Genomic DNA, 22,572 nt, shown 5'->3' with positions numbered 1-22,572 from the left:
GCAATCCATGAGTAACCGGAACACCGGCCTGGCCGTCGAGGCCGAGGGCCTGGTCCGGTCCTTCGGTACGACGCGGGCGCTCGACGGGCTGGACCTGCGGGTCCCCGCCGGCACCGTGTACGGGGTGCTGGGCCCCAACGGCGCCGGCAAGACCACAGCCGTACGGGTGCTGGCGACGCTGCTGCGCCCCGACGGCGGCACCGCCCGGGTCTTCGGCCACGACGTGGTGCGCGACGCCGACGCGGTCCGCTCCCGGGTGAGCCTGACCGGCCAGTACGCCTCGCTGGACGAGGACCTGACCGGTGCGGAGAACCTGATTCTGCTGGCGCGGCTGCTCGGGCTGAGCCGGGCCGGCGCCCGGGACCGCGCCGACCAGCTGCTCGCCGCCTTCGGGCTGACCGAGGCCGCCGGGCGGCAGGTGAAGAAGTACTCCGGCGGGATGCGGCGGCGCATCGACATCGCCGCGAGCATCCTCAACACCCCGGATCTGCTGTTCCTGGACGAGCCGACCACCGGGCTGGATCCGCGCAGCCGCAACCAGGTGTGGGCGATCGTGCGGGCAGTGGTGGCGTACGGCACCACCGTGCTGCTGACCACGCAGTACCTGGACGAGGCGGACCAGCTCGCCGGGCGGATCGCGGTGGTCGACCACGGCCGGGTGATCGCGGAGGGCACCCCGGGCGAGTTGAAGTCGTCGGTCGGATCCGGCAGCGTCCACATCCGGCTGCGCGATCCGGGGCAGCGGCCCCAGGCCGAGAAGGTGCTGCGGGCGGCGCTGGGCGTACCGGTGCAGCTCGACACGGACCCGGTGGCGCTGACCGCCCGGGTCGGCGAGGACGGCACCGACCTGGAGGCGAGCGCGCAGGCCGCCCGCGCGCTCGGTGAGCTGGCCGGCGCCGGCATCGTGGTGGACGACTTCTCCCTCGGCCAGCCCAGCCTGGACGAGGTCTTCCTGGCCCTGACCGACCACCCGGCCGTCCCGGCGGACGAGCGGGACGACGAGCTGGAGGCGGCGCGATGAGCGACACCGCGATTACCACCGGGCGCGCGCCGTCCGTCTACGTCCCGTCCGCCGAGGCGCTCGCCACGGTGCTCGCCCCGGCGGAACGGCCGGCCCGGCCGAGTCCGCTCGCCGCGTCGCTGACGTTCGGCTGGCGGGCCCTGCTGAAGATCAAGCACGTGCCGGAGCAGCTGTTCGACGTGACCGCGTTCCCGATCATCATGGTGCTGATGTTCACGTACCTGTTCGGTGGCGCGCTCGCCGACAGCCCGCGTGCGTACCTGCAGTTCTTCCTGCCCGGCATCATGGTCACGAGCGTCGTGATGATCACCATGTACACCGGGGTCGGGCTGAACAACGACATCGAGAAGGGCGTCTTCGACCGGATCCGTACGCTGCCGGTCTGGCGGCCGGCCGCGCTGGTCGGGATGATCTTCGGGGACGTGCTGCGCTACGTGCTCGCCGCGGTGGTCATCCTCTCGGTCGGGCTGGTGCTCGGCTTCCGCCCCGACGGCGGGCTGCTCGGGGTGCTGGCCGGGATCGGGCTGCTCGTGGTCTTCTCGTTCGCGTTCTCCTGGGTGTGGACGTTCTTCGGCCTGGTGCTGCGCAGCGAGAAGTCGGTGATGGGGGTCAGCATGATGGTGCTGTTCCCGCTGACGTTCCTCAGCAACGTGTTCGTGGAACCGTCCACCATGCCCGGTTGGCTGCAGGCGTTCGTCAAGGTCAACCCGATCACCCACCTGGTCGCCTCGGTCCGCGCGGCGATGGCCGGCTCGATGGACGGCCCGAACACGATGTGGTTGCTGCTCTGGAGCGCCGGTTTCGTGGTCGTCTTCGGCACGCTGACCATGTACCGCTACAACCGCCACTGACCGCCCGCCGGGGTGGCGGGACCCGAACCCGTTACCCCGGCGTACGGCAGGTCAGAGCCGCCAGGACACCGGTTCGGGCGGCAGGTAGCGGCAGGCGCCGCCGGTGGTGACGGACTCACGCAGATGGGCGGCGAGCGCCGGATGCCGCTGGTCGATGCGCCGCAGCGTGTCCCGGATCCGCCCGGTCACCGCCTTGCGTGCCCGTTCGGCCTGGTCACCGAGGCGGCGGCTGCGCCCGGCCAGCCCGGCGGCGGTCCGCAACTGGTCGAGCAGCGCGGCGCGCTCCGCGTCCAGCGCGGACAGCCGCCGCTCGTCGTGGCGTACGGCGGCCCGGTCGATCTCGTCGTCGAGCCGCCGCAGATGCCGGCGGTAGCGGGCCTTCGCCTCGTCGTCCAGCACCGGGTCGGCGCCGAGGCGGCGGGCCGCGACAAGTTCCGGGCCGGCGGCCGGGTCGAGCAACTCGACGGCGGGCACGTCGGTGCCGGGCCGGCTCAACAGCAGCCGCAGGTCGTGCAGCCCTTTGGCGTCGGGTAGGTGCACCACCACACCGCCGTACCCGAGGCGCCACACCGGCCCGTCCGGGCGGAACTCCGGCGGAGCGGACACCGCCGGGCGAACAGCGGTCAGCGGAGAGACCGCCACCGCCGGAGGGTCCGCCCGGGCGGCGGCCAGCCGGCCGGGCACCTGTCTCATGCCCAGCGCCCGCGCCTCGGCCGCCGTCGCGGCGCGCAGCCGCCGCGCCTCGGCCGCGTCGCCCGGCCCGTCGCGCCCGGTCAGCGCGGCCACCAGCCCGACCCGGGCCAGCACCGACCACGGGCGAGCGCCCAGCCGGTCGGCGGCGTCCCGGGCCGCCGTGTAACCGGCGACCGCGTCGTCCCACCGGCCGTCGGCCGCGTCCACCGCGGCCAGCCACAGGTCGACCGGGCCGGCGATGTCGCAGCCGAACAGCGCGGCCATCCACCGTCCCCGGTGCGGCGCCAGCGCCGCCCGCGCCTCGGCGCACCGGCCCGGGTCGCCGTCCACTGCCGCCGTCTGGGCCCGCAGCCGCAGCCACAGCGGCGACACCGACCGGGGGTACGTGGCGCCGGCGGCCTCGATCCCGGCGGTGAGCCCGCGTACGGCGGCCGGGTCGCCGCGTTCGGCGGCGGTGATCGCCCGGAGCAGCTCGGCCTGCGGGTGGCCGGCGCCCACCTTGTCGAGCAGGGCCTCGGCCTCGGCGACGCGGCCGTAGAGAAGCAGCACCGACCAGCGGATGTGGTACGTCATGAAGGCGTGGTCGGAGTGTTCCGGCTCGGGGTGGCTCTCCACCTCGGCGAAGCACTCCTCGGCGGTGGCGAGGTCGCCCCGGAACGCGGCGATGATGCCGCTGTCCATGGTGGCCGCCATCCGCTGCCGGGGGACCTCGCCCTGCCGGGCGCCGGCCACGAACGAGGCCAGTTCCCGGCGGTATCCCGGGTCGCCCAGTTCCAGCAGCGCGACCCAGCGCAGCGCGGTGGCCCACAGCTCGGTCTCCCGGTCGCCGCCGCGACGGGCCACCTCCCGGATCTCGGCGGTCACCTGGGCTCGCTCCTCGGCGGTCCCGAGCCCCCAGGTGGTGTCGTGGCGGGCCCACAGGCTGAACGTGAGCGCCTCGTCGTCGCTGCCGTGCCTCGCGAGCGTCTCGGTGGCGGTGATCAGGTCGGTGACCAGGCTGCGCACGGACCGCTGCGGATCCGGCTCGCCGATCAACCGCCGGTACGCCTCGCGGACCAGGTCGTCGGCGTCGAGCCGGCGGCGGGTGGCCGAGTGCCGCCGGTGCGCGGTGAGCGCCACCCGGGTCAGCACGCCGGGGTCGTCGGCCTGCCGGGCCAGCGCGGCGGCCTCGGTCAGCAGCCGCTCGACCTCCTCGGCCGGGCCGATGTGGTGCAGCAGCCCGGCCAGTTCCAGCAGCAGCCGGACCCGCGGGACGGGCTCACCGGGAAGATCGAGCGCCCGCCGGTAGTGCCGGACCGACTCGTCCACGGCGAGCCGGCCGGCCGCGTCCCGCGCGGCTGTGACCAGCAGCTCACCGGCGCGTACCGGGTCCAGCTCGGCGCCGGCCAGCCACGCGTGCCGGGCCAGGTGGGCGGGGCTGAGCGCGCCGGCGAGCGCGTCGGACCTGTCCACGGCGCGGACGACGCTCGCGTGCCGGGCCCGCCGCGCGTCCGCGGCGAGCCCGTCGTAGAGCGTCTCGCGGACCAGGTCGTGCACGAAGACGAACCGCCCGCCGCCCCGGGGCAGCACCAGCCGGGCCGCGGCGGCGCGGCCGAGCATGCGGTCGACCTGTGCGACCGGAGCGGGTACGCAGGCCGCCACCGTCCCCCTGTCGAACTCGTGGCCGAGCACCGCGGCGACGGTGAGCGCCTCGACGACCGGGGCGGTCAACTGGTCGAGCCGGCGGCGCACCACCTCCCGGACGCCGGGCGCGATGGTGTCGGTCAGGCCGTCGGTGTGCCAGAGCCGGGCGGTCTGCTCGACGAAGAACGGGTTCCCGCCGGTGCGCCGGTGCACCTCGGCGACCAGATCGGCGCCCGGCTCGCGGCCGGCGGTGCGGGTCATCAGGGCGGCCACGTCGTCCCGGCCGAGGCCGGTGAGCGTGACCGTGGTGGCCTTCGCGCTCAGCGGCACCAGCAACGGGCGCAGCGGATGCTCGCCGGACTCGACCTCGGCGTCCCGGTAGGTGCCGACGAACAGCAGCCGCTCGAACCAGGTGTGCCGGGTGACGAACTGGAGCAGCCGGACCGACGCCGGGTCGGCCCAGTGCAGGTCGTCGAGGACCACCACGACCGGCCGGTGCTGCGCGACGGCGACGAGCGCCGCGGTCACCGCGTCGTGCCTGTCGAACTCGGCCCGGCCGCCGTCCCCCGCCTCGTCGCCGTCGTCCCCCGCTTCGTCGCCCTCTCCGGCGGGGCGCTCGCCGAGCAGCGCGGCCAGCCCGGCGTCGACCGCTTCGCGGGCGCCGGACGGGTCGTCGGCGAAGCGGGCCAGCCGGCGCAGCACCTGGACCCAGGGCCAGTAGTCGGGGGCGGTGTCGGAGTCCCAGCACGCGGCGCCGAGCACGAGCGCGCCGCTTCGGCGGGCCTCGTCGGCGGCGGCCGAGACCAGTGTGGTCTTGCCGATGCCCGGCTCGCCGGTGACCAGGGCGAGGCCGCCGTGGCCCGCGGTCAGCCGGGCCACCTCGGCGCGCAACAGCGCCGCGGGGTGTTCCCGCCCGATGATCTGCTCGCCGAACCGCGGCTCCATGACCTCCCGACGCTAGTCGAGGGGTCCGACAAGACGACAGCGATCAGGTCCGCGCGTCGGTCACCACGTGCGCGCACGCCGGGCACGCCGACGGCCCCTGCTCGGCGAACCACCTGCAGGAACGCCGGATGGCGCACTTCGGCAGCGCCTCCTCGGCGGGCGGGGCGGTCTCGGCGTACGAGGCGGCCATCCGCGCGCCCAGCCCGCAGTGCGAGCCGGTCCAGAAGCCGCAGGACGAGGTGACGCACGGACCGGCGAGCCGGACCCGTGCCTCGACCGGCTCGTCGGAGTCGCCGAGCCCGGCGAGCGCCACCTCGGCCGGTACGGCCGGGGTCACGTAGGCCACCCGGCCCGCCGGAGTGATCATGCCCAGGAACACCGTGGCGTTCGACGCCGGGGTGCTCGGGCACATCCGCTCCGGCGCGCCGGCCGGCCGGGCGGCGTCGGTCACCGCTGGATCCAGAACCCGATGTCGTTGATCTTCTGCCCGAGGTCCTGGGCGAACGGGCCGTCGATGACCCAGAGCCCGTACCACTCGGGGCGCAGCTTGATGTTGCCGTGGCCGACGGTCAGCGGGTTGGTCAGTTTCGCGTCGGCGGTACGCAGGGCGGCCAGGCCGGCCTTCTGGATCTCCGCGGCGATCAGCGTCTGCTGCTCGGCGCTCAGGTCGACACCGTCGACCACGAAGCGGAACTCGTTGCGGGCCATGTGCTTCCTCCGGTCACTCGTACGATTCGGTGCCCAGCCCGCGACGCAGGCTGGTTCGGGTGAAGGCCGCCCAGCCGGCGTGCGAGGCGGCGTCGGTGCGTTGCCCGGCGCGGGCGAGCACCCGGGCGGCGTGTTCCGCCCAGCGGCCGGGGGTGGCCGCGGCGTCGCCCCACAGTTCGCGGCAGGCCGCGACCGCGAAGGCGACCTGCTCCGGCGCGCCGGTGAACCCGGCCGGTCCGTCGGCGACCCGGATCGTGCCGTCCGGCCGGACCCGCACGTCCGGGAAGTGGTGGTGCAGGCTGGCCAGCGTGGCCAGGTGGGTGGCGTCGCGCCGGCCGGCGGCGAACCCGGCGTGCAGCTCGTCGTCGCGGCGGTGCCGGATCGCGTGCAGCACCAGCGCGTCGCCGGCCGGCTCGACCCGGGCGACCACGTGCACCGGCGTACTCCAGGCCGGCGGCGAGTTCGCCGACCAGAAGGCGAGCCAGGCGGCGAGCCGGGCGTGGAAGTCGGTCTGGACGCCGACCGCGGGCGCGGAGCCGTCGGGCGCGCGCAGCGCGGCGGTGGCGATGCGGTCCCGGGCGATCAGCGGTGTCGCGGGACGGGCGGGAGCCGCCGCGGCGGCGGCTCCGGTGGAGGCGACGGCCAGGCCGGTCACTGTGACCGCCGAGGCTGCCGCCGCGCCGGCGAGCAGTCGCCGGCGGTCGAGCGGGTGTCCGTTGTCGTTCATCGTCGGCCCTTCGTCGACGGCAGTGGCCCGACGTTATCGACCGGAAGCGATCAGAAAAACACCCCGCGTGACGGGAGGTTGACAGGAAAACCGGGGATTCCCGGCGGCGTGAACGACCATTCCTGTGCTGGTGGGCGATCAGGCGCGCAGCAGTCCGGCGACGGCCCGCTGGGCGTCCACGAGCGCGGTCGGCGGCAGGTCGAGCGTCCAGAGCGCGGCGGCCAGGTAGTCCAGGACGCGCCAGCGCTGCTCCTCGCTCAACGGCGGTCGCCGCGCGCCGCCGAGGACCGGCCCGCCGTCCGGGCCGGTGCCGCCGGGGCTGCGCCACACACCGCCGAGCGCCGCGTCCAGCCGGTCGGTGAGCAGCGCCGCGAGCCGGCGGCGGTCGACCCCGATCAGGTACGGGGCCAGTTCCGCGTCCGCCGCGATCAGCCGCAGCCAGCGGTGCACCGCCTCGCGTACGGCGACCGGGCCGAGCCGGTCGCGCGGCTCGCGGGGACAGGTCACCAGCTCCGTGGTCCGCACGACAAGTGGTACGGATGATCGAGCCCGGTCAGTTCACCGCGATACTTGATATCGATGGATACCAATCTATAGGCTGGCGGCGTTCCGCTCACCCCCCATCCCAAGGAGTGTGAACCATGCGTAAGCCCAAGCTGTCCCGGATCCTCGCCACCCTCGCGGCCGCGACGCTGGCAGCGCTCGGCGCGGTAGCCGTCAACCCGGCTCCGGCCTCCGCCGCCGTCCGCAACGTCTGCTACAACATCAGCCAGGCCGGCCCGTTCGCCAACACGGCGGTGCAGGCGGCGGCGATCTGGAACAACTACACGAACAACATCAACATGGCCCAGTGCGGGTCCAACCTGCGGATCACCTACACCTACGGCGGCGGCTCGTACGCCCAGCGCACCAGCCTCGGCAACGGCCGCGTGGTGATCGATTACAACCAGGCCCAGCAGTACTCGGCACTGCGCATCATGACGCACGAGATCGGCCACATTCTCGGCCTGCCGGACAACTACAACGGCAACTGCGCCATCCTGATGTCCGGCGGCAGCGCCGGTACGAGCTGCACCAACCCGTACCCCAGCTCCGCCGAGGCCTCCCGGGTCGACTCGCTGTTCGGCTTCGCGGCCCGCAGCGCGACGCCCGCCCAGGTCTTCACCGGCAGCTGGCCGGCCGCCGCGACGGTGGGCGCCCAGCGCTGACGACGCAGTGACGACGGGGTCGGCGGGTCACCGCCGGCCCCGTCCGCGCGTCCGGCCCTTCCCCGGCGCGCCGGCCGCCGTCCGGCCCGGACGCCCGCCCGCCGACCTGCCGGCGCTCCCGGCCGGCGGCTTGTCCTGCTTGCGGCCACCCGCGCGATCGGCGCCCCGCCCGGACGCGGCGTCGTCGGCCAGAGCCGCCGCGCGGCGGTTCAGCTCCTCGACCCGCTCCCGGAGCCGGCGCAACGCCCCGGCGTCGTCGTCCACCTCGGACACCTCGTCGAGCAGGCCGACGTAGTCGGCGGCCAGCCGCCGGTGCGCCGGCGCGGCCGGACCGGCGTACCCGTCCAGGTCGATGATCTGCTGGGCGAGCACAGCGGTGGCGGCGCCGAGCGCGGCCCGTTCGTCGGCGCGCGCGTCCCGCCCGGCCCGGCGCGCGTCGGCCAGGCGACCGGCCCGGCGACCGCCGAACCAGAGCACCGCCGCGCCGGCCACCACGCCGGTCACCGCGCCACCGGCCAGCAGGTACCGGGGCAGCGACGGGCTGATGGTACGAGCGCCGTCCGGCACCAGACCGGCCCGGACCAGCCGGTCGTAGTTGAGCACGATCACCTTCAGCGCCTCGACCGGCCGGTCCACGAACGCGTCGGCGCCCCGGCCGATGGTGGTCTCGGCGACCACGGCCCGGCCGAGGTCCTTGGCCCCGTCGCCACCGAGCCGGGAGCAGCCGTAGGTGTCCCAGTCCTCGCCGTCGCGGCTCATCGCCAGCACCAGCGTGCCCTGGGCGGCGCGCTTCGTGTCGGCGCACGCCTCGCGCAGGTCGGCGCCCGGCTCCATGATCAGCACCACCAGCCGCCGGTTGCCGATGACCCGCTCGGCGGCGGCCCGGTCCAGGTCCACCCCGGGAGCGGCGTAGACCGACGAGACGCGCACCTGCCGCGCGACCGGCCCGTCCAGGATGCCGCCGGACCACAGCGCCCAGCCGGCCAGCGCCAGGCAGGCGAGCGTCGCCCGGCCGAAGGCGGTGCCGACCAGGCGGCCGAGCAGCCGGCGCGGACCGGTCGCCGCCGCGCCGCGCCGGGCGGGCACCCGCGCGGGCCGGGTCGCGACGCCGCTCACGACAGCCTCGCCCGCAGGTAGACGTCCGGCCGGTAGCCGGGCATCCGCACGTGCCGGGCCACGTCGTCCAGCTCGGCCGCCGCGTCGGCCAGCAATTCGCGTACGTGCCGGTCGGGCAACCCCTCGCCCAGCGCGTCCCGGGCCGCCCGCAACCGGCCCACGCCCCGCACCAGCGCCGGGTCGGTGCGGGCGTCGGTGAGCAGCGACAGCTCCACCGCCAGCGCGGAGAGCCCGGCCAGCCGGGCCGGCGTACCGCCCGGACCGACGTCGGCCGGACGGCGACCGCTGCCCCGCACGGTACGGATCGACAGCGCCACGAAACCGGCCACGCAGGCGGCGAAGATCCAGGGCAGCGCCGGCAGCGCCACCCGCAGCGGGTCGAACGGCCGGTACGGCAGCGGACGGTCGAACAGCCCCGCGTACCGCACGTCGGTCACCTGGCCCAGGTACGTGGCGAGCACGTTCTGCTGCGGGTAGGCGTACCGGCCGAGCCGGCTGCCGAACTGGGCGTAGAAGCTCGCGCCCGCCACCTCGGCGAACTCCGCCGCACTCGGACCGTGGTACTCGATCCAGTCGCCGTACATCACCAGGAGCGGCTGATCCGGGGCGAGCCGGTGCAGCGCCGGCCCGTACGCGGGCAGCGGCTCCCCGTACGGCTGCGCGGGCAGCACCACGAACCAGGCCCCGTCCGGGAACGCGCTGCTCGCCGCCTTCTCCGGCAGCTTGGTCAGCGTGGCGCCGGGGCCCACGTACCGGCCGGTGGCGCGCAACGCGGCCACCATCGGGGCCAGCTCCGGACCGGTCGGTTCCCGCCAGCGCAGGTCGTCGCGGTCCGGCGGCGTCGGCTGGTCGTGCAGCGTCGCCAGCAGCGTGAGCAGCGGGCCGGTCACGTCACGGGTGGCGAACCGGGCCCGCCAGCCCGGCAGGTCGTCCGGCGAAGCCACGTAGAGCCCGCCGCTGACCTCGGTGCCGACGATCCGGATCTCGGCGTTCTCCACGTCCTTGACCCGGCGTCGTTCCGCCTCGTCCAGACCGGGCGGGGCGACCAGGATCCGGGTGCCGCGGTCACCGATGGCCTCACGTACCCGCTGCTCGTCCCAGCGCGCGACCGCCCCGGGCAGCCGCACCACCGGTTCGGCCGCGACCAGCGCGGTCATCTCCTCGACCGACGGCACGCTCGCGTCGCTCAGCTCCCCGGCCGACCCCTCCTGCGGCAGCGCGCCCGCCGACGGGGACCGCCCGTAGCTGACCTCCACGCTCTGCCGTTGCGCCCCCAGGAACACCACCAGCACTGCCGCCGCGGCGGCCAGCAGCGACCAGCGCACCAGCTCCCGGCGCACCGGCAGCTTCGGCGCGCTCACCGGCCCGCCCGCCACAGCTCGTCGGCCCGGCGCGCGTGCTCGGCCGCGGCCCGGGCCGCGTCGGCGCCGCCCCGACCGGCGGCGAGCAGCTCGGCCCGGGCCAGCAGCCGCTCCGCCTCCGGCACCGCGGTCGGGGACGCGTCCCGGCTGACCGTGGCGTCGTGGATCGCCGCCCGCGCCGAGGACCAGGCGACACGCCGGCTCTGCGCGCGGGCACGTCGCCGGGGCAGCAACGCGGCGAGGAACCCGGCCGCCAGGGCCACCACGCCCCCACCCAGCCAGGGCAGCACACTCGCGGTCATGATCCATGTCTAACGCACCGCCGCCAGCGGCGCGCGCCGAGGTACGCCTACGACGACGAATAGCCCTCGTTGAACCCCTCGATGAACCCGCCCGCGAACCCGGACGCGACACAGCCGGCACAGCACAGGATCACCAGCAGCGCCGGCAGCGCCACCCACAGGACGATCGCCCACCTGTTCGTCGGCTGCTCCGGCTGCGGCGCGTACGCCTGCGGCGGGTACTGCGGGTACTGCGGCGGCGGGTACTGCTGCTGGTACGGATCCTGCTGATACGGGTCGTGAGGGTACATCCGGCCATCGTGCCCACCGCCCTCAACCGCCGGAAGATCCGTTCGGTTCGCCGCACATGCCACGACGGCCCCTCGTCACGCCCGGTGCGCGTCCAGGTGGGTCAGCACCGTCTGGTTGGCCTCCCAGCCGTCCGGGAACTTCACCGGCACGTCCAGGTGCACCCGCTCGGTCGACGGGTACGCGTCGAGCAGCTCACCGATCCCCGCCCGGGCCACCACCACGCAGGCGTGCCGGTGCCGCGACGCCAGCACGCACAGCCGCCCCGACTCCAGGTGGAACGCGGTCGCGTCCCGTCGGCCCGAGAGCGGGTGCAGCACTATCGTCACGTCGTACTCCCGGCCCTGGAGCCGGTTGGCCGTGTCCACAGTGATGCCCGCCCCGGCCGTGCCCAGCCGGGACCGGATGGCCGCGACCTGGTCGCGGTGCGCGGCCCCGACGGCGATCCGGTCCGCGGTGACCGGCGCGCCGCCCGGCGCGGCCTCGCTCACCGCGACCGCGCCGCGCGCCAGCACCCGCAACGCCAGCTCCGCGCAGGCCGCGGCGGCTTCCCCATCGGTACGCACCGTGTGCCGGGCCGGCAGCTCGTGCAACGCCCAGCCGGTCGCGGCGGCCACCTCCACCGAGGCGTCGTAGGCGTCCCCCGGACCGGGCTCGGTGAACGTCAGCACCCGGTCGGCCGGCCCGGTACCGGCCCGGAACCCGGTGAACGGGTAGAACGCGGCGGACACGACGGGCGCGGCCGAGTCGGGCAGCCGCCACGACACCGGCAGCCGGTGCACCGGCAGCTCCGGGTTGTGCCGCAGCAGCGTCGCCACCGCCGACTGCATCGGATCCCAGGTCAGCCCGGTCCAGCGGAACGTCTCCACTGTGGAGAAGGGATCGAGCTGCCCGGGATCACCGACGAACAGCGCCCGCTCGAACCGCCCCGCCACGCGCAGCAGCGCGTCCGCGCGCATCTGGTACGCCTCGTCCACGATCGCCCACGGCCAGCTCCCCTCGGTGACGGTGGCCCACTTGGCCGCCGTACCGATGGTCACCGCCGGCCCGCCCAGGTCGGCGACCTTCGCCGCGACCCGGACCGCCGGATGGCCGGTGACCCGCCCGGTGGGCCGGTAGTCGGTCGCGGAGAGCCGCCCGACGCGCAGCTCCGGGGCCTTACGGCCGAGCCGGTCGATGAGGTCGTCCACCTGCTCGTTGGTCTGCGCCACGATCATCAGCGGGTCGCCGGTGGCGGCGATCTCGACCGCGGCGCGGACCACGAGGGTGGACTTCCCGGCGCCCGGCGGCGAGTCCACCACGACGCCGCGATGCGCCCCCTCCCGGAGGTCCCGCAGCACCCGTTGGATCACCAGCTCCGCTTCGTGCAAGGAAGGGCCCCCTTTTAACGTCTCCGGTAGAGGCGGGGCCCCTTCTTAACACGCGCCGGGTAAAACTGCGGGCATGAGTCAAGCGCCGGTGCTCTACCTCATCGTCTGCGCCGCTCCCCCGGCCCAGCGGATCGGCGAACTCGTCGAGCTGCTCATGGCCGACGGGTGGCGAGTGTGTCTGATCGCCACGCCGATCGCTGCGAGCTGGCTCGACTGTGACGTACTCGCCGACCAGACCGGATATCCGGTGCGGGCGCAGTGGCGCCGCCCCGACGACCCCGAGCCGCACCCTCCGGCCGACGTCGCTGCGGTCGTGCCCGCCACGTTCAACACGCTGAACAAGTGGGCAACCGGCGCGAGCGACACACTTGTCCTGGGCATCCTCAACGAGCTGCTCGGCTCCGGCCTGCCGATCCAGGTGTTTCCCCGGGTCAAAGCCGTGCTTACCGCGCATCCGGCATACCAGCCGAACCTGGAGCGGCTGCGTGAGGCGGGGGTGGTGGTGCACGACGGGGACGTGCTGCGGACGCCGGAAGAGATGTCGCCGAACCGATGGGCTGTGGTGGTGGACGCGCTGCGCGCGACGCGATCCGACACCTAGCGGGGCCGGGGCACCTGGCGGTTGAAGCGGGGACGCAACGCCAGGACCAGCGCGTCCTTCGTACCCTCGGGGTGGTCGGTCTTCAGCCAGCGGACCTCGCGCCGCCCCAGCCACCCGGCGATGTCGTCGCGGGTCGCGGCCTGGCCCGGGGTGTCGAGGAGCTGGCCGACCTGGTCATGCAGGACCGACGAGTCGCGGTTGCCGGTGAGGTGCTGCCGCAGCCGGGAGCGCAGGTTGCCGGTGTAGCCGACGTAGACCACCACGCCACCGTCGAGCACCAGGTGCACGCCGGGCGCGGCCGGCGCGTCGGCGACGACCGCCATCGTGTACGGGCGGGGCGACGTGAACTCGGCGAGTAGTTCTTCGGTGTCCAGCACGGCGGGGACGGTACCGGCGTCAGCGCGGCTCCGTCGCCCAGCACGACCCGCCGTGACCGTTCCGCAGCCCACAGCGTCCACCCTCGGGCAACCGCTGATCGCACCAGACCCGGTACCGCACGTGCTGTGCGTCCTCCTCGCTGAGCGTGGTCTCGCCGAAATCGACGGCATCCAGGTGCCCGAGCGACCGGGCGAGCGCTGCGGCCAGGTCGGCGGCGGCGTCCCGGCTGGTCAGCGTGGTCGGCAGATGGATGATCCAGCGAGGCTCAGTCATCGTGACCGCGTCGCCGGCACCCGTTGTGGCGGGACTGCCACTGCCGCAACGCCTGACAGACCCGCTCCGACTCGGTCCGGGCGGTGGCCAGTTCGCGGTGCAGGCGGTCCATCTCGTCGGCGACCCGGCACAGGTAGTCGTGCACCTGCGCCGGGTCCAGCCCGCGCCAGCGGGTGTCGAAGACCGCGCTGCGCACCTGGTACGCCTGCACCCGCTCCCCGGTCACGTAGATCACGACGCCACCATCCCGGCCGCCACGGCCTCGTCGGGCAGCCCGGCCGCGGCGAGCGTCGCCCTCCCCCACCGGGCCAGCCGGCAGGGGTACGGGACGCGCTCGCTGCGACACAACGGCCCCTGCGGCCAGTGCTCAGGCACGTGTACGCGCACGGCCAGCGCGGCGACGAGCAGATCCTCGTCGGTGACCGGGGTGAGGACGGGAAAGTCGGCGGACATCGGTGGGCGCCTCCGGGGTCGGGTGTGTGTCGTGGAGCGGCACCGGGGCGGACGGGGTCGGTGGACAGCCGCGATCGGGGGACGCGACGCCGCCGGAGCCCAGCACCCGCCCCGGGCCATGCGCCGACTCTCAGGCCTTCCCGGCAGGAAGCCCATGCGCTGATGATCGTGGTCGTCATGCGCACACTGCATACGCTCAGTCACCGCCGCGAGACATCCGGCGATATGCGCGGTGCGTATACCGGGCCGCTCCGGAACGGGTTGAATGGCTAGGCTCGACTTCGGACACAGGTTCTCCGCGAACGGCGAGGTTGCCGGTGACACCTGCGAACTGCCCCCGCTGCGGCGGGCGCCTGGCGCGCGACAACGACACGGGACGCTGCGCGCCCTGCCAGGCCGCCGAGCGCGACCGCCTCAGCACGCCGCCCGCCGTGCCCGACTCGTTCTGGGACCATGAGCCGCTCCGGGCGGCGCTGGCCGGACGGCACCTCGGGCAGGTGATCCGGGCGTACCGACACCACCCGTACCACGGGCGGAGCCCGCTGCCGCAGAGCGTCGTCGCGGGGTGGCTGGGGATCACGCAGGCGCAGTTGAGCCGGATCGAGAACGGCCCCGCCCTGGTGCATCTCGACCGGCTGGCGCACTGGGCGACAGTGCTCCGCGTCCCGCCGGGATCTCTCTGGTTCGCCGTCGGTCCCGCCTCCCCGGGCAGCCCTCGGGCCGACGGGAGCCGCGCCGCACCAGACCTGGGCCGGCGGACCCTCCTGGCTGGCATCGCGGCGGTTTCGGCGGGAGCCGGGCTGGTCGGAGCCCCTGAGGATCCCCGTCCTCGCCGAATCGGCAGCGCGGACGTGACTCGACTAAACGCGGTACTGGAGCTCTACCGGTCGGTCGACTACGAATGCGGTGGCGGTCTGCTCTATCGGGAGGTCGCCCGGTTCGCGGAGTCGGTGTACCGCATGCTCGACTGGTCGCACTCGCCCGGGGTGACACCCCGCCTGGTCGCGGCCATCGCGGCAGCTCGCCAGTTGGCTGGCTGGACCGCGCTCGACGCTGGCCGGCACGCGGACGCTCAACGGCATTTCGCCGCCGGCGAGCGGGCCGCGATGTCCGCTGACGACGCTCCGCTGGCGGCTCTGATCCGCTACTCGCAGGCCAAGCAACTGCAACACCTTCGGCATAACCACGATGCTCTGGCCACGCTGCGGCTGGCCCACTCAGAGCTGGGATCCCGGGCGACCCCTGCCGTGAAGGCGCTGCTCTGGGGCGCGGAGGCAGCCTCGTCAGCCGCACTCGGCGACCACCAGAACGCGCTGGCCCTCCTCGGTCAGGCGAGTGATCAGTTCGAGCGTGTGGATCCCGAGCGCGAGCCAACCTGGATGGCCTTCTACGACCGTGGCGAGCTGCTAGCGCAGTACGGTCGCGTGTACCGCGACATGGCTCGGCAGGCCGGAACGCACGCGACGCAGGCGGTGCGGAGCGTCGAAGAGGCGATCGTCGCCTTCGGCCCGGCGAACGTCCGCAGCATGGTCCTGAACGAGGTCGGCCTGTGCAGCGCGCTCTTCCTCACCGATGAGCCCGAGCGGGCGGTCGCTGTCGGCACGCGCGTGGTCGAGCAGTCGCGAGCGCTGAGTTCCAGTCGAGTCGTTGATCGAGTACTCAACCTACGCCGTGATCTCCGACGGCACCGCCACCTTGCCGTCGTTGCCGAATTCGAACGGACGCTCACCGCACGAGCTGCGGCCACGGTATGAACGGACGGTTCTCGGAAGAAGCGATGACCCTCGCCATGCGGGAGATCGCCGGCGGACTTGAGGTGCCGACCGAGGATGCCCGCCTCCTTCGGCTGACCAACAACGCCGTGTTCGCGTTGCCGGAATCCGGGCTCGTCATCCGCATCGCGCGGACGCACCGGCTCCGGGGCCGGGTGACGAAGGTCGTTCAGCTTGCGCGATGGTTCGCCGAGCTGGACGCGCCCACGATCCGGCTGGCGCCCGGCGTGGCGCAGCCGGTTGCGGTCGGTGACTTGGTGGCCTCGGTGTGGGTCTACGTGCCACCCGCCGCGCCTACTCCGACGATGAATGACCTCGGCTCGGCGCTGCAGCGGTTTCATGCGCTCGGACCCCCGCCCTTCCCGCTGGCCACCTGGGATCCGATCGGGGACGCGCGTCGACGCCTGGCGGATGCCGACGGGTTGACCGCCGACGACCACGATTACCTGGCGGCGTGGTGCGACCGCCTGGAGCCGCAGGTCGCCGACCTCAACCAGCGCGGGAAGCAGTCGCTCATCCACGGGGACGCGCACGTCGGCAACCTTCTCCGGGATGCGTCGCGCGGCATCCTGCTCTGCGACTTCGACGCCACTTGTCTCGGGCCTTGGCAGGTGGACCTGGCAGCGGTCGCCGTGGGTGAGGTCCGCTTCGGGAAGACCGGGGCGCATCGGGCGCTCGCCGAGGCGTACGGGTATGACGTGACGTCCGACCGCGACTGGCCACTTCTGCGGGAAGCCCGCGAGCTCAAGATGATCGCTGCTGCCACGCCGCTTCTCGCAAGTTCGGGGAAGGTCGCAGCCGAGTTTGACAAGCGATTGCAGTCGGTCATCCAAGGCGACCACGGTCTACGTTGGAAGCCATTCGCCGATCTCGTCTGAGAGCCTCTCGGCGAGTGACTGCCGCCCGGGTGGGATCCTGTGATCGTGCTGGAGAATCTGCGACTACGGCAGGAGACCGCAGCGGGAGCCGAGGGCCTGGTAGACCAGCTTGTGGACGTTTACCTCGACGCGCACGCCGACGACGGCCCGCGTTACACGGCCGAGCGGTACGAACAGCAGCTCGCGGCACACATGCCCCGGGAAGGCTGGGAGCTGGTGACGGCCAGGATCGATGACGATCTGGTCGGCTACGTGTACGGCTTCCCGCTCGGAGCCGATTCGCGTTGGTGGGACGGCATTCATGAGCCGGTGCCGGACGGCTTCACGGACGAAGACGGGCACCGGACTTTCGCGGTCTGCGAATTGCTGGTGCGGCGCTCGTGGCAACGCCGGGGGATCGCCCGGGCACTCCACGACCGGCTCCTGAGCACGCGGCGGGAACAACGCGCCACGCTGCTCGTACGGCCCGACAACGCCCCTGCCCAGCGCGCGTACGACTCCTGGGGATGGCAGCCGGCCGGCCGGCTGCAGCCCGCGCGGGATGGCGCACCGCTGTTCGAGGTCCGCACCAAGCCCATCGGGCCAGCGCGTCGATGAGGTATCCCGGAGACCGTGTCGATGATCTGACAGGCGGAAGGAGAAAGCTCCTGACACCTACCGCACCGGCTTCCGCCCGGCGTTCATCGCGGCTAGCTTGCCTTCGTGGGGGATCTTGAACAGGGCATCTACGAGCACCTGATCACGGAGAAGCTGGCGACGCAGCTCCGGCACATCGACAACGCCCTTGTCCGCGACGAGAAGCTGGATCCCGCTGACGCGCATGAACTCCTGGCCCGGCACATAGCTGGCCTGGCCCGGCGAGCGCTCCTCGGCGTCGGCGGCGGTGACAACAAGCTCGCCCGGCAGGTCGACCTGGCGAACCGCATCGCCGCGCACATCGCTCAGGCCGAGCCGCGTGCCGTTACCGCCGACGACCAGGTGGCCGACGCCCAACGTCTGCTGCACGCCATCGCCGCGCCGCCCACCCCGCCGGCCGCGCCTGTCTTCCCGATCCGCCCCTCGACACCGCTCTCCACCGGCGCGCTCCTGGTCAACGGCCGGCACCAGCCGCGGATCGGCCACGAGGTCAGCCACGAGATGGCCTCGGCGGACGAGGTGGACCTGCTCTGCGCGTTCATCAAGTGGCACGGGCTGCGCATCATCGAGCCCGCGATCACCGAGGTGATCGCGAGGGGTGGCCGGGTCCGCGTCATCACGACCACGTATATGGGCGCCACCGACCAGCGGGCACTTGATCGGCTCGCCGAGCTGGGCGCCGAGATCAAGGTCTCCTACGAAACCCGTACCACCCGCCTGCACGCGAAAGCTTGGCTGTTCCGGCGCAACAACGGCACCACCACCGCGTACGTCGGCTCCTCGAACCTGTCCAAGGCCGCGCTTGTCGACGGCGTGGAGTGGAACGTGCGCATCTCGAACCTGGAGCAGCCGCACGTCATCGACACGTTTGAGGCGACGTTCGCCGACTACTGGCACGACTCGGCGTTCGAGACCTACGACCCGGCCACCGACGCCGAGCGCCTGCGCGTCGCGTTGCGTGGGGAACGCGACGACGACGCGCCGACCGAAATCGCGAACCTGGACGTCCGGCCGTTCCCGTACCAGCAGGAGGTTCTTGACGACCTCAACGCCGAACGGCTGGTGCACGGCCGCTGGCGCAACCTGGTGGTGATGGCGACCGGCACCGGCAAAACCGTGGTGGCAGCGCTTGACTATCGCCGGCTCCAGCGGGCGGGGCATGTCGACTCGCTGCTCTTCGTCGCACACCAGGAGCAGATCCTGCGACAGAGCCGGTCGGTGTTCCGCCAGGTCATGGGCGACGGCACGTTCGGCGAGACGCTTGTCGGCGGCGATCGGCCGCAGGGCTGGAAGCACATCTTCGCGTCGATCCAGTCGCTGCACCGGCAGGAGATCGACCCCGAGGCGTACGACATGGTCATCGTGGACGAGTTCCATCACGCCGAGGCGGCCACGTACACGGCGTTGCTGGAGCGGCTTCGGCCGCGCGTACTCCTGGGTCTGACCGCGACTCCCGAGCGGAGTGACGGCCGGGACGTGCGCTCGTGGTTCGACGGCCGTGCGACGGTGGAGCTGCACCTGTGGGATGCCCTCGAACGGCAGTTGCTGGCGCCGTTCCAGTACTTCGGGCTGCACGACGACGTGGACCTGTCCCACGTGCGGTGGAAGCGCGGGCAGGGGTACGACACCAGCGAACTAGAAGGCGTCTACACAGGCAACCACGCTCGGGCCCGACTCATCCTGCAAGCGGTCACACGCATCGCTGATGTCGGGCAGATGCGTGCGCTCGGCTTCTGCGTCAGCCGTGGGCACGCGCGGTTCATGGCCGACTGGTTCACGCGGCACGGTGTGCCGTCGGCGGCCGTGACATCAAGCATCAAGCGGGCAGATCAGCACGCGCTGATTGACCGCTTCCGCAAGCGCGAGCTGAGAGTGCTCTTCACCGTCGACCTGTTCAACGAGGGCGTCGACCTGCCGATGGTCGACACCATCCTCATGTTGCGCCCCACCGAGAGCGCCACGATCTTCCTCCAACAACTCGGCCGGGGCCTGCGGCTGGACGACGGCAAGCCGTGTCTGACAGTGCTCGACTTCATCGGCGGCCAGCACGCGAACTTCCGCTTCGATCTGCGCTGGCGGGCACTTGCCGGGGTGAGCCGACGGGCTGTCGAAGCCGCCGTGCGGGAGGACTTCCCCTCGCTGCCAAGCGGCTGCCACATCGAACTGGACCGGGTGGCGAAGGACATCGTCCTCCGCAATCTCAAGTCGGCGATGCCGACGTCGAAGAACGCGCTGGTGGCGGAGCTACGGCAACTCGGCGACGTCAGCCTCGCAAGATTCCTGCGCGAGACCGGCCTGGAGATCGAGGACGTCTACCGGTCGGGGAGCCTCGGCGGCTGGGCCGGGCTACGCCGCCTGGCCGGCCTCGACACGACGGCCTGTGGCCCGGACGACAGGGACCTGAGCCGGACCATCGGTCGGATGCTGCACACCGACGACGTCGACAGGTTGGATCTGCTCGCCCGGGTCGCCGCCGGCCAGCGCCCCGCCGCCGGACGGCTGCTCGACATGTTGCACTTCAGCTTGTGGGGTCCGTCGGTGCCGCTGACCGAACGCGACGCCCGGCTCAAGCGGCTGTGGGCGGAACCGGCGCGCTGCGCCGAACTGCGGCAGGTGGCCGAGGTACTGCGCGACCGTATCCACCGGGTCACCGAGCCGCCTGCCCAGGATCGGGTACCGCTGCGGGTGCACGCCCGCTACAGCCGCAACGAAGCGTGCGCGGCGTTCGGCATGACCAACCCGGGCTCGCTGCGCGAGGGCGTGAAGTGGCTGCCCGACGAGCGAGCGGATCTGTTCTTCGTCACGCTCGTGAAGTCCGAGGAGCACTACTCCCCCACCACGATGTACGCCGACCGCGCCATAACCGACAAGCTGTTCCAGTGGGAGTCGCAGAGCACCACGTCGTCGGGCTCGGCCACCGGGCGGCGGTACGTCAACCACGTCGCGCAGAGCTCGACCGTCCACCTGTTCGTCCGCGAGACCAAGATCGCCGACCGGGATCTCGGCGCGCCGCCGTACCTGTACGCGGGGCCGATGACGTACCGGGAGCACAGCGGCGACCGGCCGATGCGGATCCTCTGGGAGCTGCGGACTCCGCTGCCCGCCGACATGTACGCCGCCGCCCGAGCGATTGCCGCCTGATATAGACGGCTCACCCGCTGGGAAGCAGCTCATCTGCTGCTTGGTATCCGTTCCGACCTGGGTGGTGGCGTGATGTTGTCCCACGGCATGGAGCAGCAACCGCTGAACCTTGTGGTTGTCCAAACCCAAGACTGCAGACCCACCGCAACCAATTGCTGCCGTCCGTTGAGACACCAAACGGGCAGTCGGGTGGGCTGGCAGGTCGTGCTGCCAGAAGACGTCGCTGTGCGGCACCGTCCGGGCGGGCTTCTCCAATTGCGCCCGTACACCATGAGGTAGTCGACCAGTGAGGTGGCTCGGTCGAGGATCAGCGACCTAGGTTCGGCAGTGGACACCGAGCGGAGAGCATGTGCACCCTTGTGTTGATCGGGCAGTTCGGACGGCGCAGGCGCGAACGCCGTCCGTTCCGCCGGACCGGCACGCCGAGAGTCGGTAGAACGCCTCCGCCGAGCGACAGTCCGGGAAAGAGAATCTGTCTGAGATCTGACATTAGAATCAGGCGCACATGGACATTCGGCCTGGATTTGACCTCCCATGGCCGCCATTTCGACATTCGGCAGAGCCCGAGTGTCCTGCGCACTGGATAAGGTGTCGATTCCGCACCCCTCCTGACACCTAGGAACGACTGTGGGCATCCTCAAGGAGATGCAACGGGCGCACGCGCGGCAGGTGCGCGCCCAGAAGCAGGCTCAGGCCGCCGCCTACCGACATCAGCAACAGATGCGCCGTGAGGCAGATCGCGCGATGAAGGCCGCGCAGCGCGCCAGCGCCGCGAACGAGCGCGAGAAAAAGCGGCTTTACGGGGAAGCGCGTGCGGCGGAGGTGGTCGCCGACAACGCTGATCTACAGTCGCACCTCGAAGAGTTGGACAACCTCCTCGCGGCAACGCTCGAGGTCGACGACCACATCGATCTCCGTCGCCTGCGGCGGTCCGCGAAGCACCCGCCTTTCGACCCCGGGCCCCTCGGCACGCCCCTGGCTCCTCCGGACTGGCGGCGCTTCGCTCCCCCCGCCCCAAGCGGGATCAGCAAGATATTCGGTGGCCAAGCCCGCCACCAGCAGCAGATGGCAGCGGCACAGCAGTCGTTCGCGCAGGCTCAGACGCAACACGCGGCGGCCGAGGCTGATCGGCAGCGCCGACTGGCTGCCGCACACCATAAGTACCAGCAGCACTGCGCGAAGGTCGACGCGGAAGTCACTGCGCACAACGCGGAAATCGAGCGCTTCGCGGCGGCCCTCGCCGCCGCCGAACCCGAGCGCGTGGTCGAATACTTCGGCATGGTGCTGGACAACTCCGTCTACCCCGACGATTTCCCCCAGCACTACCGCCTCGCCTACGTGCCGGAGTCTCGGCAGTTGGTGGTCGAGTACCATCTGCCAACCCTGGACGTGATCCCTGCGGTCCGCGAATATCGGTATATCAAGTCTCGCGACGAGATCACCACTGCTGCCCGCCCAGCTAAGGAGATCAAGGAACGGTACGCGAATCTCGTTGCCCAGGTCACGTTGCGGACGGTGCACGAATTGTTCGAGGCGGACCGCTCCGGGCTTGTGGAGACGGTGGTGTTCAACGGGATCGTCGACACGACCGACCCTCGGACCGGCGCGTCCGTCCAGCCGTGCCTCGTCACGCTTCGGACCACCCGAGACGCGTTCACCGTGCTGAACCTGAAGCTGGTCGAGCCACTAGCCTGCCTGCAACACCTCAACGCCTCGGTTTCCAAGCGTCCGGCGGAGCTGGCTCCGGTGCGGCCGGTCTTGGAGTTCGACATGGTCGACAAGCGTTTCGTCGAGGAAGTCGACGTACTTGCCGATCTCGACCAGCGACCCAACCTGCTCAAGCTCAGTCCGACCGAGTTCGAGAGCCTGATCCAGAACCTTTTCGGCAGGATGGGCCTGGACACCAAGCAGACCAGGCCGTCCCGCGACGGTGGCGTCGACTGCGTCGCCTTCGACCCCCGACCCATTTTCGGTGGCAAGGTGGTCATCCAGGCCAAGCGTTACCGCCACACGGTCGATGTCTCCGCTGTCCGCGACCTGTTCGGCACCTTGCAGAACGAGGGCGCTTCCAAGGGGATCCTCGTCACCACCAGTGGTTACGGTCCGGCCTCGTACGAGTTCGCCTCCGGCAAGCCTCTGGAGCTGATCGACGGTTCGAACCTGCTCTACCTGCTTGCCGAGCATGCGGAGGTGAAGGCCCGGATCGATCCCGGCGAACTGGATTGAG

The 22,572-nt window shown here is 72.3% G+C and carries 23 protein-coding genes; 9 read left to right on the top strand and 14 right to left on the bottom strand.

All coding sequences use genetic code 11. The features are described from left to right. The first annotated feature begins 7 nt into the window (after positions 1 to 7). On the top strand, positions 8 to 1,021 hold the full coding sequence (locus KBX43_RS12810) for an ATP-binding cassette domain-containing protein (RefSeq protein ID WP_064446900.1): 1,014 nt from the start codon (positions 8 to 10) through the stop codon (positions 1,019 to 1,021). Next, positions 1,018 to 1,872: an ABC transporter permease gene (locus KBX43_RS12805; RefSeq protein ID WP_210884548.1), complete on the top strand. Its 855-nt coding sequence runs from the start codon at positions 1,018 to 1,020 to the stop codon at positions 1,870 to 1,872. The genes KBX43_RS12810 and KBX43_RS12805 overlap by 4 nt, the downstream gene beginning before the upstream one ends. 51 nt (positions 1,873 to 1,923) lie before the next feature. Here the strand turns inward: KBX43_RS12805 and KBX43_RS12800 are convergent, their stop codons facing one another. From KBX43_RS12800 to KBX43_RS12780, 5 genes are all read right to left on the bottom strand, one after another. After that, on the bottom strand, positions 1,924 to 5,133 hold the full coding sequence (locus KBX43_RS12800) for an AAA family ATPase (protein ID WP_210884545.1): 3,210 nt from the start codon (positions 5,131 to 5,133) through the stop codon (positions 1,924 to 1,926). Positions 5,134 to 5,176: 43 nt separating this feature from the next. Then, complete coding sequence (locus KBX43_RS12795) at positions 5,177 to 5,584, bottom strand: hypothetical protein (protein ID WP_210884544.1); 408 nt, start codon at positions 5,582 to 5,584, stop codon at positions 5,177 to 5,179. Then, positions 5,581 to 5,841 carry a hypothetical protein gene (locus KBX43_RS12790; RefSeq protein ID WP_030501893.1) on the bottom strand — a complete coding sequence of 87 codons (261 nt, stop codon included), beginning with the start codon at positions 5,839 to 5,841 and terminating at the stop codon, positions 5,581 to 5,583. Before KBX43_RS12790 ends, KBX43_RS12795 begins: the two co-directional genes overlap by 4 nt. A gap of 13 nt (positions 5,842 to 5,854) precedes the next feature. Beyond that, a complete protein-coding gene (locus KBX43_RS12785) occupies positions 5,855 to 6,568 on the bottom strand; it encodes a hypothetical protein (protein WP_064446897.1) in 714 nt (237 codons plus the stop codon). 138 nt (positions 6,569 to 6,706) lie between these two features. Then, positions 6,707 to 7,093 (bottom strand): globin, encoded by a 387-nt coding sequence (locus KBX43_RS12780; RefSeq protein ID WP_307851514.1) that lies wholly within the window; start codon positions 7,091 to 7,093, stop codon positions 6,707 to 6,709. 116 nt (positions 7,094 to 7,209) lie between these two features. Here KBX43_RS12780 and KBX43_RS12775 point away from each other — a divergent pair, with 116 nt between their 5' ends. After that, positions 7,210 to 7,776 carry a snapalysin family zinc-dependent metalloprotease gene (locus KBX43_RS12775; protein ID WP_064446896.1) on the top strand — a complete coding sequence of 189 codons (567 nt, stop codon included), beginning with the start codon at positions 7,210 to 7,212 and terminating at the stop codon, positions 7,774 to 7,776. Positions 7,777 to 7,803: 27 nt separating this feature from the next. Here the strand turns inward: KBX43_RS12775 and KBX43_RS12770 are convergent, their stop codons facing one another. From KBX43_RS12770 to KBX43_RS12750, 5 genes are all read right to left on the bottom strand, one after another. Then, entirely contained in the window at positions 7,804 to 8,892 is a 1,089-nt protein-coding gene (locus KBX43_RS12770; RefSeq protein WP_069087546.1) for a hypothetical protein, read from the bottom strand. Next, positions 8,889 to 10,253, bottom strand: coding sequence for a hypothetical protein (locus KBX43_RS12765; RefSeq protein WP_307851513.1), 1,365 nt, complete (start codon positions 10,251 to 10,253; stop codon positions 8,889 to 8,891). The genes KBX43_RS12770 and KBX43_RS12765 overlap by 4 nt, the downstream gene beginning before the upstream one ends. Continuing rightward, complete coding sequence (locus KBX43_RS12760; RefSeq protein ID WP_210884543.1) at positions 10,250 to 10,555, bottom strand: DUF6403 family protein; 306 nt, start codon at positions 10,553 to 10,555, stop codon at positions 10,250 to 10,252. The genes KBX43_RS12765 and KBX43_RS12760 overlap by 4 nt, the downstream gene beginning before the upstream one ends. A 47-nt stretch (positions 10,556 to 10,602) precedes the next feature. Beyond that, positions 10,603 to 10,845, bottom strand: a complete 243-nt coding sequence (locus KBX43_RS12755; RefSeq protein ID WP_043326278.1) for a hypothetical protein — start codon at positions 10,843 to 10,845, stop codon at positions 10,603 to 10,605. Between the two features lie 75 nt (positions 10,846 to 10,920). Further along, entirely contained in the window at positions 10,921 to 12,213 is a 1,293-nt protein-coding gene (locus KBX43_RS12750) for an AAA family ATPase (RefSeq protein WP_210884538.1), read from the bottom strand. Positions 12,214 to 12,286: 73 nt separating this feature from the next. Between KBX43_RS12750 and KBX43_RS12745 the strand changes: the two genes are divergently transcribed. After that, the gene (locus KBX43_RS12745) at positions 12,287 to 12,814 is read left to right on the top strand and encodes a flavoprotein (RefSeq protein WP_069087549.1); all 528 of its coding nucleotides are present in this window, start codon (positions 12,287 to 12,289) and stop codon (positions 12,812 to 12,814) included. Here KBX43_RS12745 and KBX43_RS12740 read toward each other — a convergent pair. From KBX43_RS12740 to KBX43_RS12725, 4 genes are read right to left on the bottom strand one after another with little or no spacing between them, the layout of a single operon-like run. Next, positions 12,811 to 13,191: a hypothetical protein gene (locus tag KBX43_RS12740; RefSeq protein WP_210884535.1), complete on the bottom strand. Its 381-nt coding sequence runs from the start codon at positions 13,189 to 13,191 to the stop codon at positions 12,811 to 12,813. The two genes, KBX43_RS12745 and KBX43_RS12740, sit on opposite strands and share 4 nt — an antisense overlap. Positions 13,192 to 13,210: 19 nt before the next feature. Beyond that, positions 13,211 to 13,465, bottom strand: a complete 255-nt coding sequence (locus KBX43_RS12735) for a hypothetical protein (RefSeq protein WP_210884533.1) — start codon at positions 13,463 to 13,465, stop codon at positions 13,211 to 13,213. Beyond that, positions 13,458 to 13,700 (bottom strand): DivIVA domain-containing protein, encoded by a 243-nt coding sequence (locus KBX43_RS12730; RefSeq protein ID WP_210884531.1) that lies wholly within the window; start codon positions 13,698 to 13,700, stop codon positions 13,458 to 13,460. The genes KBX43_RS12735 and KBX43_RS12730 overlap by 8 nt, the downstream gene beginning before the upstream one ends. Continuing rightward, a complete protein-coding gene (locus tag KBX43_RS12725) occupies positions 13,697 to 13,918 on the bottom strand; it encodes a hypothetical protein (RefSeq protein ID WP_210884530.1) in 222 nt (73 codons plus the stop codon). The genes KBX43_RS12730 and KBX43_RS12725 overlap by 4 nt, the downstream gene beginning before the upstream one ends. Before the next feature lie 317 nt (positions 13,919 to 14,235). Between KBX43_RS12725 and KBX43_RS12720 the strand changes: the two genes are divergently transcribed. The 5 genes from KBX43_RS12720 to KBX43_RS12700 all read left to right on the top strand — a co-directional run bounded on the left by KBX43_RS12720 (position 14,236) and on the right by KBX43_RS12700 (position 22,571). After that, the gene (locus KBX43_RS12720; RefSeq protein ID WP_187692611.1) at positions 14,236 to 15,672 is read left to right on the top strand and encodes a helix-turn-helix domain-containing protein; all 1,437 of its coding nucleotides are present in this window, start codon (positions 14,236 to 14,238) and stop codon (positions 15,670 to 15,672) included. Next, positions 15,669 to 16,568 (top strand): phosphotransferase enzyme family protein, encoded by a 900-nt coding sequence (locus tag KBX43_RS12715; protein WP_210884528.1) that lies wholly within the window; start codon positions 15,669 to 15,671, stop codon positions 16,566 to 16,568. The genes KBX43_RS12720 and KBX43_RS12715 overlap by 4 nt, the downstream gene beginning before the upstream one ends. A gap of 45 nt (positions 16,569 to 16,613) precedes the next feature. Beyond that, positions 16,614 to 17,165: a GNAT family N-acetyltransferase gene (locus tag KBX43_RS12710; protein ID WP_210884526.1), complete on the top strand. Its 552-nt coding sequence runs from the start codon at positions 16,614 to 16,616 to the stop codon at positions 17,163 to 17,165. Positions 17,166 to 17,270: 105 nt separating this feature from the next. Beyond that, entirely contained in the window at positions 17,271 to 20,345 is a 3,075-nt protein-coding gene (locus KBX43_RS12705; protein ID WP_210884524.1) for a DUF3427 domain-containing protein, read from the top strand. A gap of 627 nt (positions 20,346 to 20,972) precedes the next feature. After that, entirely contained in the window at positions 20,973 to 22,571 is a 1,599-nt protein-coding gene (locus tag KBX43_RS12700) for a restriction endonuclease (protein ID WP_083296925.1), read from the top strand. The last annotated feature ends 1 nt before the right edge of the window (position 22,572 follow it).

The organism is Micromonospora sp. C41 (assembly GCF_018070485.1).
In the GTDB taxonomy this organism is placed as follows: Bacteria; Actinomycetota; Actinomycetes; order Mycobacteriales; family Micromonosporaceae; genus Micromonospora; species Micromonospora chalcea.
This window is presented reverse-complemented; position numbering and strand designations above follow the sequence as displayed.

Coding starts and splice junctions, on each gene's coding strand:
- KBX43_RS12810 (WP_064446900.1), top strand. CDS start 8: ATGAGTAACCGGAACACCGGCCTGGCCGTCGAGGCCGAGGGCCTGGTC.
- KBX43_RS12805 (WP_210884548.1), top strand. CDS start 1,018: ATGAGCGACACCGCGATTACCACCGGGCGCGCGCCGTCCGTCTACGTC.
- KBX43_RS12800 (WP_210884545.1), bottom strand. CDS start 5,133: ATGGAGCCGCGGTTCGGCGAGCAGATCATCGGGCGGGAACACCCCGCG.
- KBX43_RS12790 (WP_030501893.1), bottom strand. CDS start 5,841: ATGGCCCGCAACGAGTTCCGCTTCGTGGTCGACGGTGTCGACCTGAGC.
- KBX43_RS12785 (WP_064446897.1), bottom strand. CDS start 6,568: ATGAACGACAACGGACACCCGCTCGACCGCCGGCGACTGCTCGCCGGC.
- KBX43_RS12775 (WP_064446896.1), top strand. CDS start 7,210: ATGCGTAAGCCCAAGCTGTCCCGGATCCTCGCCACCCTCGCGGCCGCG.
- KBX43_RS12760 (WP_210884543.1), bottom strand. CDS start 10,555: ATGACCGCGAGTGTGCTGCCCTGGCTGGGTGGGGGCGTGGTGGCCCTG.
- KBX43_RS12755 (WP_043326278.1), bottom strand. CDS start 10,845: ATGTACCCTCACGACCCGTATCAGCAGGATCCGTACCAGCAGCAGTAC.
- KBX43_RS12745 (WP_069087549.1), top strand. CDS start 12,287: ATGAGTCAAGCGCCGGTGCTCTACCTCATCGTCTGCGCCGCTCCCCCG.
- KBX43_RS12735 (WP_210884533.1), bottom strand. CDS start 13,465: ATGACTGAGCCTCGCTGGATCATCCATCTGCCGACCACGCTGACCAGC.
- KBX43_RS12725 (WP_210884530.1), bottom strand. CDS start 13,918: ATGTCCGCCGACTTTCCCGTCCTCACCCCGGTCACCGACGAGGATCTG.
- KBX43_RS12715 (WP_210884528.1), top strand. CDS start 15,669: ATGAACGGACGGTTCTCGGAAGAAGCGATGACCCTCGCCATGCGGGAG.